Here is an 11,475-nt window from a genome sequence, read left to right as displayed (position 1 = left end):
CCTCCCGTCGGCTCCGCCGCGGACGACGTCGGGCCGGCTGGGATACCAGTTGCAGCCGCCGCGGCTCCTTGCCGCGACTCAAAATCCCTCGGCGTTTAAACGCCGGTTTCATTTATTCGCTTGCGGCTTCAGAACGATTGGACAACACTTGGAAGAGAGAAGGCGCTCGTCTTCCGGTCTGTTTTTTTGCGGTTGGCGATTCCCATAAGCCTTCGAAAAAAGATCGACCAGGAGGGAGGAGTTGCCATGCGCCGTTGGATGATGGTTGCGGCCTTGCTGCCAATGCTCGGCGGAACCGCTTTTGCGCAAGATACGGTCAAGATCGGCTACATCGACCCGCTCTCGGGCGGCGGAGCCAGCGTCGGGGAAGTTGGCCTCAAGACCTTTCAATTCCTCGCCGAGGAGCTGAACGCCAAAGGCGGCATTCTCGGCAAGAAAGTCGAGATCGTTCCCTTCGACAACAAGACCAATCCGCAGGAGAGCCTGATCCAGGCGCAGAAGGCGATCGACGCCGGCGTGCGTTACATCACCCAGGGCAATGGATCATCGGTCGCAGGTGCGCTCACTGACTTCATAACCAAGTACAACGATCGCAACCCCGGCAAAGAGGTTCTGTATTTCAACTACGCCGCGGTCGATCCGGTCCTCACCAACGCAAAATGCAGCTTCTGGCATTTCCGCTGGGATGCCAATTCCGACATCAAGATGGAAGCGCTGACGAACTATATGAAGAGCGTTCCGTCGATCAAGAAGATCTACCTGATCAATCAGGACTATTCGTTCGGCGAGTCGGTTCGCTCGGCGGCCAAGACCATGCTGAAGGCGAAACGACCTGACATCCAGGTCGTCGGTGACGAACTGCATCCCCTGCTGAAGATCACCGACTTCGCGCCCTATATTGCGAAGATCAAGGCGTCCGACGCCGACACCGTCATCACCGGCAACTGGGGGCAAGATTTCGCGCTACTCCTCAAGGCGGCGGCCGATGCGGGGCTGAAGGTGAACTGGTACACCTATTATGCCGGCGGGACCGGTGGTCCCACCGCGATCAAGCAGGCGAACCTCAATCATCAGGTCTTCCAGATCGCGGAGGGAATTCCTAATCTCGGCCATCCCCCCGCAGACGCTTTTGAAAAGGCCCTGCGGGCGAAATACGATTTCAGCCTGTTCTACCCCCGTGCCGTCAACGAGATGCGGATGTTTGCCGCCGCGGCGGACAAGGCCAAATCGCTCGATCCGGTCAAGGTCGCAGCCGCGCTCGAAGGCATGGAATTCGAGGTCTACAGCGGCGGCAAGGGCATGATGCGGAAGGACGATCATCAATTCTTCCAACCGATGTACATCGCCTCCTTCGGTGAGCGCACCGAGAAGGAGCCGTTCGACGAAGAGAAGACGGGTTGGGGTTGGAGGCTGGCCGCGAAGATCGACACGGACCAGACCGTGCTTCCCACCACCTGCAAGATGGAACGCCCGAACTAACCGGCGCTACCGCGCAGAGTGACTTCGCTCCGGCGATCGCCGGTGCGAAGTCGGTTCATCGCCCAGGGGGTGGTGTGTCGTGCTTGAACTTGTCGTCATTTCCACGCTCAACGGCATCCTGTTCGGAATGCTGCTGTTTCTGATGGCGAGCGGCCTCACGGTCATCTTCAGCATGCTTGGCGTGCTCAATTTCGCGCATGCGAGCTTTTACATGCTGGGCGCGTTCTTCGGCTTCCAGATCAGCCGCTGGGTCGGCTTCTGGCCGGCCCTCTTCATCGCCCCACTGCTGGCCGGTGCGCTCGGAGCCGCAGTCGAGCGGTTCGGCCTGCGCCGGGTCCACCGCAACGGTCACGTCGCCGAGCTCCTGTTCACCTTCGGCCTCGCCTTTGCGATCGAGGAAGTGGTGCAAATGATCTGGGGCAAGAGCCCGGTCGACTTCCGCATCCCGCCGTCGCTGGATTTTCCGGCCTTCAGGATCTTCTCGACCAACTATCCCGCCTACAAGATGTTCATGCTTCTGGTATCGATCGCCATCTTTGTCGGCCTGCTGATCGTCCTCAAGAAGTCGCGCGTCGGCCTGATCGTTCAGGCGGCCCTCACTCATCCTCACATGGTTGCGCATCTCGGCCACAACGTTGAACGCGTCTTCATGCTGGTGTTCGGCGTCGGCACGGCGCTCGCCGCAGTGGCCGGCGTAATCGCCGGTCCCGCCCTGGTGACGCAGTCGAACATGGCGGCCCTCCTCGGACCGATCCTGTTCGTGGTGGTGGTCGTCGGCGGGCTCGGCTCGCTGCCGGGCGCATTCGTGGCTTCACTGCTGATCGGTCTTGTCCAGACCTTTGCGGTTTCGATGAATGGCTCGCTTGCCGGCGCATTCGGTCCGTTAAGTCCGGACTACGCGCAAAGCTGGCTTTCGGACATCTGGGGCGTCACCGTCGCCCAGATCGCGCCGATCATGCCGTATGTGCTGCTGGTGCTCATTTTGATCTTTCGCCCGATGGGCCTGTTGGGAACGCGCGAAACATGACCGAACTGGCCTCACGCGTCGCACCACCCTACCCTCCGCTCAGCGAGAGGATAAAGTTCTATGGCCTCTGGGCTGGCGCAGTGCTGCTGCTGCTGGTGCTGCCCAGGCTGTTCAGCTCGGGCAGCGCGCTGACGACGTTCAGCCTGATTGGCATCTCGATCATCTTTTCGTTGTCATACAACATCCTGCTCGGCCAGACCGGACTGCTGTCCTTCGGGCACGCGGTCTACTACGGCCTCGGTGGATTTCTGGCCATACATGCCATCAATATGATCGGCGCCAACAAGCTGCCGATCCCCCTACCGTTCGTTCCCCTGATCGGAGGCATGACCGGCCTATTCTTCGCCGTGCTGCTCGGCTGGGTTTCGACCCAGCGCAGCGGAACGGCCTTCGCGATGATCTCGCTGGGCGTCGCGGAACTGATCGCATCCTCAGCCCTTATCCTGCGCACGTTCTTCGGCGGGGAAGCCGGCATATCGGCGAACCGCACCAAACTGATCCGGCTTTTCGACTGGAATTTCGGTCCCCAGATCCAAATCTACTATCTGGTGGCGGCGTGGACCCTGATCGCTATCGTCGCAATGTATGCGCTGACGCGCACGCCCTTCGGCCGCATGTGCAATGCGGTGCGTGACAACCCCGAGCGCGTTCAGTTTGTCGGCTACGACCCCCACGTCATTCGCTATCTGGCGTTCTGCTTTGCCGGCTTCTTTGCCGGCATCGCCGGCGCGCTTGCCGCGATCAACTTTGAAATCGCCAACGCCGCCTATCTCGGCGCGGCCCAGTCCGGGACAGTGCTGTTCTCGACCTATATCGGCGGCGTCGGCTATTTCATCGGGCCGATCGTCGGAGCGATATTCGTGACCGTGCTGTCACTCAGCCTGAGCGATCTGACGTCGGTCTGGCAACTCTACTTCGGACTGTTTTTCATTGCGGTTGTGACGTTTGCGCCAGGCGGCATCACAGGACTTCTGATGATGCATCGCCCGCTGATCAAGGGCGGCGCACTGGGAACGGTGCTGCCCTACTACTTGATCTCGCTTGTTCCGACGCTGGCGATGATCGCAGGTCTCGTTCTTGGCATCGAGACTCTGGTGCATCACACCGTGAACCCCGGCGAAGATCCGAATATCAGGGCGTTTGGCATCAACTTCAATGTATCGAGTCCGCTCACCTGGCTCGCCGCGCTCGTGCTGATCGTCGGCGGCTTCTTCGTCGCGCGAAAAACCTGGATCCGGCTCGCGCAAGCCTGGGACGAAGCGCTCACGGCGGCGCGCGAGAAGGGACACTCCACATGACCGCACCCGCTATCGAGATCAAGGATGTTCAAAAGAGTTTTGGTAACATCTCGATCATCCGCGACTTGAATTTGAGCGTGACGCAAGGCGAGCGGCATGCACTGATCGGCCCCAACGGTGCCGGAAAGTCCACCACTTTCAATCTGATTACCGGCTATATCGCACCGACGTCGGGAACGGTGAAACTCCGCGGCGAGGTGATTTCCGGCTTGCGGCCATATCAGATCAATCGGCGCGGACTGTCTCGCAGCTTCCAGGTCACGAACGTGTTCGCCAACATGAGTGTGTGGGAGAACCTGCGATGCGCCGTGCTCTGGACTGCCGGCCACCGCTATTCGTTCTGGAAGAATATCGACCATCTTCCTGAAGTCCGCGATCGGACCGCGGAAATCCTCGCCGACATCGGCCTCGCGACGCGACGCGACGTTCCCGCCGGGCTCCTCACCTATGCCGAGCAGCGCGCGCTCGAAATCGGCATCACGGTTGCCGGCGGTGCCGACGTTATCCTGCTCGACGAGCCGACCGCGGGAATGAGTCACGCGGAAACCGAGCGCGCGGTTACGCTGATCCGCCGCCTCACCGAAGGTCGAACCTTGATGATCGTGGAGCACGACATGAGCGTCGTGTTCGGGTTGGCCGACCGCATTTCGGTTCTTGTCTACGGCCACGTGATTGCGACAGGAACGCCGGACCAGATCCGCTCCGATCCCAAGGTGAGGGAAGCCTATCTCGGCGAAGAGGCCGCCTGATGCTCGAAGTCGAAAATCTCCACGCCTACTACGGCAAGAGCCACATTCTCCAGGGCGTCGATCTGCGGATTGCGGCTGGCGAGGTCGTGAGCCTGCTGGGCAGAAACGGTGTGGGCCGTTCCACTACCGTCAAGGCCATCATGGGGGAAGTGCCGCCGCAAGGCATCATTCGATTCAAGGGAGCCGACATCGCAGGCCTGCCGAGCTACCGGATCGCGCGCCTCGGCCTTGGCTATGTTCCGGAGAACCGCGACATCTTTCCGGGCCTCACTGTGCGCCAGAATCTGATGCTCGGCATCAAGGACCCGCGCAAACCCGGCAAGTGGCAAATGGACGACATGCTGCAGATGTTTCCCAACCTTGCAGCGCGTGCGGATACCGCGGCGGGGGTGATGTCCGGTGGCGAGAAGCAGATGCTGACGATGTGCCGCACGCTGATGGGCAACCCCGAACTGATCATGATCGATGAGCCGACCGAGGGGTTGGCGCCCCTCATTGTCCATCAGGTAGGCGACCTGATCGCAGAAATCGCGCGACGCGGAGTGGCCATCCTGCTTGTGGAACAGAAGCTCTCGATCGCCATGCGAATATCGCACCGCGTCTACGTCATGGGTCATGGTCGTATCGTCTTCGAGGGCACGCCTTCAGACCTGACCAACAACGCGTCGGTCCGAAAGGAATGGCTGGAGGTTTGAGCGGGACGCCAGGCCGTCCGACGTCCGCGCGACTCAACTGCTGCAAAAGCAAACCATGAAACGTCCGCGCACGACGCTAGAGCATTTTCGATTCTGATTGAATCAGAACCGAAGCTCTCGATTCCTGTTTTGACGCGTTTTCTTCACGCGAACCGGCGTCCACTTCGCTCGAAAACGCTATAGTATGGAACATGCCAGCCGGGGCGCGTTGAAGTCATTCTAGCGCCCTCATCAGCTTCTCGATGTAGTCGTTGATGGTGTCCGCAAGGCTCAGCTGTGGACCGGAAGCTACAGCGCGATGGACCTCGACGACTGCTCGGACGCGATCTAGCGAAGCCTTATGTTGGTCAGCCGGCGTCACCGCCAGCATGTCGCCAATGGCCTTTTGGGCCGTGGGGACGCAGTTTTCCTCGCCCGCAGCAATGAGATGACGCAGAACGGAAGTGCATTTATGAACGTGCTCCATGATGCCATTATGCGACGCCGACCGTCCGCATGCCAGTCAGAGTTCCTGCCACAATCAAATTCAGGGCCACGTGAGGCCCCGCTGCATCTTCCCCGGCCCAATCCGGAGGCGGCGCCGAACCCAGAATACCCGCAAGCAAAGTGTTCGATCTCCGCCCCTATATCTGTCCAGAATGTCTCCTCTTCCACTCGGCATAAAGATCGGGCCGAGACTCCAGGCGGACTGGTACATAGCCGATCTTCATCGACTGTTCGGAAAAGGGCTTGGCCAGCTCGGCGTAGACGCTCGCCGTGGAGAGGCCATAAGGCGCGCCATCGTCGTTGGAATAGCTATAATAGACTTCGCTGACGCCGGCCAAGCGCATTGCGGCCATACACATCGGACAGGGGTGGCCGCTCGCGTAGATGGCGCAACCCTCCAAGTTCGGCGAGCCGAGCTTTTGGCTCGCTGTTCGGATCGCCGTCAATTCAGCATGCGCAGTCGGATCGTTGGTGCTGAGTATCTCGTTCACGCCAGTCGCGATGACATTGCCGTCTTTTACCACGACCGCCCCGAAAGGACGGCCGCCGTTTTCCACATTGGCATGTGCGAGCTCGATTGCCTGGCGAAGAAACCATTCGGTATCGCTCATCGTAATCTCCTTCGGTACGCCAGTGAGCGAGCATCGCACCCAGCTTCGATCGGTATCGATCCAGGATCGGTTGGAACCCTACCTTACCCCGAATTCGTCTGGTGGCGCATGGGCTATGCTCTTCGGCTCCATCCCGAGCGCCTCGCTATCGCTGCCCACCTTGGGCATTTCCTCCCAGAACTTGGGTCGCTTGCCCGACGAGCGGCCCTTTTTCCCCAGACAGGAATTTTCGGTCGTCGGATCACGAAAACACCCCTCACTCCTTCCGAGCCTTGCTGAAATGGCATCGCGAGCGATCGTGCCAATTCGGAACAAGCTCACAAATCCGGTAACGCCGCAGGACTAGAGCATGATCCGGACAAGTGTGTAGCGGTTTGCCCTCGCGACAAACGCGTAGCGTTTTCGCAGAGATCATGCGCAAACAACAAGCTAAAGCGAGATGATGCTTCATCCTGATCTCATCGCGCTTTAGGCCGCCCAACAACAGCCCACCAATTCGGCTGTACCGGAAAAGGTAGATTTCACGACCGCGATCCACGCGCTATTTCAGGGTGGGTGTCGTCCCTCTTACCGGCACTCAGCGCCCCGAACGGCCTCAGCACGCGCCCCCGCTGCTGAGGTCGTTCTCACAAGCAAAGGTCATCGCTCGTGGCCGTATTTAAATCTGCGGGGGCTGCTGATACCTCAGTCGCGATCACAGCAGGCGATGCTGTTCCGAAGAGAACCGATCACTTGGCTTAAGAATTCCTGTCAGCCTCCAGATCGCCGCTCGCCAGCGTCGGGCCGGGCCAGAGAATTGCTGTCAGCTCTCGGCATGTTGATTGGCGGGATGCAACTGCCAAAGCGCGGGTCTAGCGGATCGTATCGGGACCGTAGCCTCGCAACGATGTATAGCAGTGCCAATCCCATCGAACCCAGCAACACGAGCATCCACGCAGGGAGCCAAGCGCCGATTAGGGCTGCGGTCGCCGTTGCAGTGACCAGGATGACAACGCCAACAATCCATTTCGTCTTGCTTGGGAGGTTCGCGATCATTGCGTGCCTCGCGAAAAGGTTTCACCTCTCACGTCACGTCATCCACGCTCGGGTAACCCGGCACAGGCCGCTCCTGCTCCATGGCATGCATTCCTATCCACGGTTCACCTACGGCGGATCAGAGAAATGCCAAACCCGCTGTTCGAGCAACTATCATGCCGATCCGCAGGGAGAGGGTCAAAAAATAGTGGGGCCGGGCCGATGCCTGGCGCTATATGAAGGCACTCAATCCAGTAATGGACTTGCCGACGATCAGCGTGTTCATCTCCCTTGTACCCTCATAGGAGTAGATCGCTTCCGCATCGGCAACGAAGCGCCCGATGTGATTCTCGAGCAGGATGCCATTGCCGCCGAGCAGCTCACGCGCATAGCCGACAGTTTCGCGACATTTGACCGTGCAGAACGCCTTCGCCAGTGACGCATGCTCGTCGCGCATCACGCCTTCGTCCTGAAGCTGGGCGAGACGCAACATCATCGCCTGGGTCGAGGTCACGTTGCCGAGCATCCTTACCAGCAGATCCTGCACGAGTTGGAAGCCGCCGATCGGCTTGCCGAACTGCGTCCGTTCGGTCGCGTAACGCAAGGCATTCTCGTAGGCGCCCATCTGGCAGCCAACGGCAAACCATGCCACTCCGGTGCGGGTCATCTTCAGCACCTTGGCGGTATCCTTGAAGCTGTTGGCGTTCTGCAGGCGATCCGTCTCGGGAACACGGCAATCCTTCAACGTGATCAGCCCGTTCTGAACAACGCGCAGCGCCATCTTGGTTTTGATCTTTTCGACCGAGAAGCCTGGATTGTCCTTTCCCACCACGAAACCCTTGACCTGGTTTGAGCCCTCCTCTCGTGCCCAGATCACATTGACGTCGGCAAATGTGGCGTTCCCGATCCACTTTTTCTGTCCGTTGAGTATCCAGGAGTCGCCATCTCGCCGACAGGTCGTCATCATTCCGCCTGATGTCGCCGACCCTACCAGCGGCTCCGTCAGGCCGAACGAGCCGATCTTCTCGAAACGCATCATGGGTGGAAGCCATCGCTGCTTCTGTTCCTCGTCCCCGCACAGATAGATCGATCCGGCAGAAAGGCCGGTGTGCACACCCCAGAACGTCGCGACCGACGCATCGATACGCGCCAACTCCATCGCGACAAAACCGTTCAGCAGCCAGTTGCCGCCGGCAGCGCCATACCCCTGATAGCCCACCCCGCCGATACCAACCTCAGCCATCTTCGGGATGATCTCGAAGGGAAATGCATCGCGGCCCCAATAATCCTCGATCACCGGCGCCACGACGCCTTCCGTGAATTCCCGAACACGTTTGAGAAGGGCGCGCTCGCTGTCGCTCAGCACGGCGGCTATCCGGTAGAAGTCGCCTTCGATTGGAGGAGGCGCGTAGTCAGCTTTCCCGATTGGTTTTGCCTGCTGAGTTGTCATTATTTCCTCCCCTCGCTCTGCGTTCGGATATCGCTCCGTCCTCCGGCCGTCGAAATGATATCTCTGACCCCATCGGCCATTCGTGCGAGCGGAGACGACGGTTCGACATGCTTGTTCGCGTCGACCAAAAATGCCTCGATTACGGCGGCGGTTTCCGCCGGCCGCGTCACGATGAACAAGTGCCCGTCCTCGATCATCCGGAGCTCGGCCTTCGGAATCAGGCTCGCCAGGATGTGACCATTGATCGAAGGCACGAGTGGATCGTCCCGGCCCATCAGCACGAGCGTCGGCTGCGGCAATGACCACAGCCACGGCAGGCTGGTCCAGCCGCTCATCGCAAGAAGCTGGTAAAGGTAGCCGAGGTTGCGCGCCCCATGCATCGCGTTCGCATGCCGGCCGATCAGGGACGGGTCGTGGCGAAAGGCGCCTCCATAGATATCCGCCGCGATCCTGTTCATGTACTCCTTGTCGGTGTAGCGGCGCGGGGTCGCCATTTTCCACAGCACCGCAGGGCTTGCCGGCACCATCGTGAAGCCGGGGGCCGTCGCTGCGAGGACCAGCCGCCGGCATAGAGTTGGATATTGATGTGCGAACTGCTGTGCGATTCCGCCGCCCCAGGACACGCCGGCGACGTCGATCTCTTTGTAGCCGAACTCGGCGACGAGACCGGCAGCAAGCCGAGCCAGTGTCGATGGGCGATACGGCAGGAGCGGCCTGGGCGAACCGCCAACGCCGGGCACGTCAAAGATGATTGCCGTCGTGCCCGTGAGTGCTTCGAGGAACGGCTTCGCCAACTCCCAATTGGCCCCGATTCCATTGAACAGCAACAGCGGCGGACCGCTGCCGCCACCATGCCTGACCGCGACCTGAAGCAACTGACCGCCGATCATGACCTGCCGGGCCTCGATCGCACCCGGCGTCGCCGCGACAGCCCGTTTCGCCTGGTCCGGGTTGGCTAGATTGTCAGTCAAAGACGTAGGTCCCAGGGGCCGCACCAAGTATCGGATGACGCGCGCTGCCGAGCGAAACTGGCGCCGCCACCTCTTCTCCCGAGCGCGCATGCAGCCAGTCGCGCCAATCAAGCCACCAACTTCCCTTCCGCTTCTCCGCGGCGGCCAGGAACCCATCAGGTGAATCCGCACGGACCGACCCGATCATGAACGACGCTTTCGGATTGCTTGGAGGATTAAGAAGGCTCTGCAGGTGCCCGCTGTTTGATAGCACGAAGGTGGTGCCTTCGCCCATGATCTGCGCAGTCTTGTAGACGCCTTTCCACGGCGTGATGTGGTCGGTAACACCGGCGATTACATAGCTATCGGCTTCGACCTTGCCCATGTCGACGATCTTGCCGTTGAGTGTGAGCTTGCCGGCGTTCATGAATGGGTTGGTGAAATAGAGGTCGAGATAGTCGCCATGCAGAGCCGCCGGAAGGCGGGTCGTATCGGCGTTCCAGTAAAGGATATCGAAAGCCGGCGGCTGGTTGCCGAGCAGGTAGTTATTCACCCAGTAATTCCAGATCAGGTCGTTGGGCCGCATCCAGGCGAACATCCGCGCCAGATCATGGCCATCGACAATACCCTTCAGCCGCGAGCTCTCCTTGGCCGCGCGCATGGTCTCCGGCGTTATCAGACAGCCGAAAGCGCTCTCCTCGGCCGAGTTGGGATCAAGCAAGCAGACTGCCAGCACCATGTTCCTGATTTTCTTCTCCGCAGCGCTTCCGAGGGTGGCAAAGTAGGCCGTCGACGTAATGCCGCCGGAGCACGAGCCCATCATCGAGATGTCCTCGGTGCCGGATATCTCGCGCACCGCGTCGACGGCTTCGTCGAGCGCCGCAACGTAGGTCTCCAGTCCCCAGTCGCGATGGGCCGCGGTCGGGTTCCGCCAGCTAACGGCGAAGGACTGGATTCCGCTCTCGACCAGGAAGCGGACCATGCTCTTGTCCGGGGAGAGGTCGAGCGCGTAGTACTTGTTGATCTGCGGGGGCGTCACCAGCAGCGGCCGCTTCCAGACGGTTGCCGTCGTCGGCGTATATTGGATCACCTCCAGCAGGTCATTGCGCAGCACGACGGCACCAGGGGTGACCGCGAGGTTCTCCCCAACCTTGAATGCGCTCGTGTCTACCATCGACGGCATGCCACGATTTTTAGTAAGATCGTTGAAGTAGTTCTTCAATCCGTCCCACAGGCTCTGTCCGCCGGTGTCGATGAACTTCCTCACCGCAGCCGGATTCGTGAGCATCGCATTCGTCGGCGCGACGGCGTCAATCAGGATTTCTGTAATCAGGTGCGCGCGCGCTTTGTCGATGTCGCTGAGGCTGGTCTTGTCGACGAAGCCGTTCACCGCCTCGCCCCAGGCGAGATAGGCTTTCAGCAAGCTGCTGTGCAGCGAACTGTCTTTCCAGACCGGGTCTGAAAATCGCCTGTCGCCCGCGTTCGGCGCACGCTCGGATTTGCCGGCGGCGATCGAGCCAAGCTCGCCGATGAAAGCGAGCCATTGTTCGGTCGCGACTCGCGGCTCGTTGGTGGCCGCCTTGAATAGGATTCCGGCGCTTTCGACCAGGTCCTCGCCCCGAATGCCAACCAGCGGATTGAGCGCCAGCGTGTTTCTGGATGCCGCCTCGGACATGTCCGACGCGGACGGATCACGATTTTCCATGCTCATTGCCG

9 protein-coding genes are annotated in these 11,475 nt (G+C 60.2%); 5 read left to right on the top strand and 4 right to left on the bottom strand.

Going from position 1 to position 11,475, the window contains the following annotated elements:
• Positions 1-246 precede the first annotated feature (246 nt).
• The 5 genes from JQ553_RS19980 to JQ553_RS19960 all read left to right on the top strand — a co-directional run bounded on the left by JQ553_RS19980 (position 247) and on the right by JQ553_RS19960 (position 5,248).
• Complete coding sequence (locus JQ553_RS19980; protein WP_212501715.1) at positions 247-1,479, top strand: branched-chain amino acid ABC transporter substrate-binding protein; 1,233 nt, start codon at positions 247-249, stop codon at positions 1,477-1,479.
• Positions 1,480-1,558: 79 nt separating this feature from the next.
• Complete coding sequence (locus tag JQ553_RS19975; RefSeq protein WP_212501714.1) at positions 1,559-2,506, top strand: branched-chain amino acid ABC transporter permease; 948 nt, start codon at positions 1,559-1,561, stop codon at positions 2,504-2,506.
• Complete coding sequence (locus tag JQ553_RS19970; RefSeq protein ID WP_212501713.1) at positions 2,503-3,804, top strand: branched-chain amino acid ABC transporter permease; 1,302 nt, start codon at positions 2,503-2,505, stop codon at positions 3,802-3,804. The genes JQ553_RS19975 and JQ553_RS19970 overlap by 4 nt, the downstream gene beginning before the upstream one ends.
• Positions 3,801-4,553, top strand: a complete 753-nt coding sequence (locus JQ553_RS19965; protein ID WP_212501712.1) for an ABC transporter ATP-binding protein — start codon at positions 3,801-3,803, stop codon at positions 4,551-4,553. The genes JQ553_RS19970 and JQ553_RS19965 overlap by 4 nt, the downstream gene beginning before the upstream one ends.
• Positions 4,553-5,248 (top strand): ABC transporter ATP-binding protein, encoded by a 696-nt coding sequence (locus tag JQ553_RS19960; RefSeq protein ID WP_212501711.1) that lies wholly within the window; start codon positions 4,553-4,555, stop codon positions 5,246-5,248. The genes JQ553_RS19965 and JQ553_RS19960 overlap by 1 nt, the downstream gene beginning before the upstream one ends.
• 623 nt (positions 5,249-5,871) lie before the next feature.
• Here JQ553_RS19960 and JQ553_RS19955 read toward each other — a convergent pair.
• The 4 genes from JQ553_RS19955 to JQ553_RS19940 all read right to left on the bottom strand — a co-directional run bounded on the left by JQ553_RS19955 (position 5,872) and on the right by JQ553_RS19940 (position 11,470).
• Entirely contained in the window at positions 5,872-6,345 is a 474-nt protein-coding gene (locus JQ553_RS19955) for a nucleoside deaminase (protein ID WP_212501710.1), read from the bottom strand.
• 1,246 nt (positions 6,346-7,591) lie between these two features.
• Entirely contained in the window at positions 7,592-8,809 is a 1,218-nt protein-coding gene (locus tag JQ553_RS19950) for an acyl-CoA dehydrogenase family protein (RefSeq protein ID WP_212501709.1), read from the bottom strand.
• Positions 8,809-9,780, bottom strand: a complete 972-nt coding sequence (gene phaZ / locus JQ553_RS19945) for a poly(3-hydroxyalkanoate) depolymerase (protein ID WP_249144438.1) — start codon at positions 9,778-9,780, stop codon at positions 8,809-8,811. The genes JQ553_RS19950 and phaZ overlap by 1 nt, the downstream gene beginning before the upstream one ends.
• A complete protein-coding gene (locus JQ553_RS19940) occupies positions 9,773-11,470 on the bottom strand; it encodes an alpha/beta fold hydrolase (RefSeq protein ID WP_212501707.1) in 1,698 nt (565 codons plus the stop codon). The genes phaZ and JQ553_RS19940 overlap by 8 nt, the downstream gene beginning before the upstream one ends.
• Positions 11,471-11,475: the final 5 nt, after the last annotated feature.

The organism is Bradyrhizobium lablabi (assembly GCF_018131005.1).
Taxonomy (GTDB): Bacteria; Pseudomonadota; Alphaproteobacteria; order Rhizobiales; family Xanthobacteraceae; genus Bradyrhizobium; species Bradyrhizobium lablabi_D.
The sequence above is the reverse complement of the archived record's forward strand: the minus strand, read 5'-3'. Positions and strand labels throughout refer to the sequence as shown.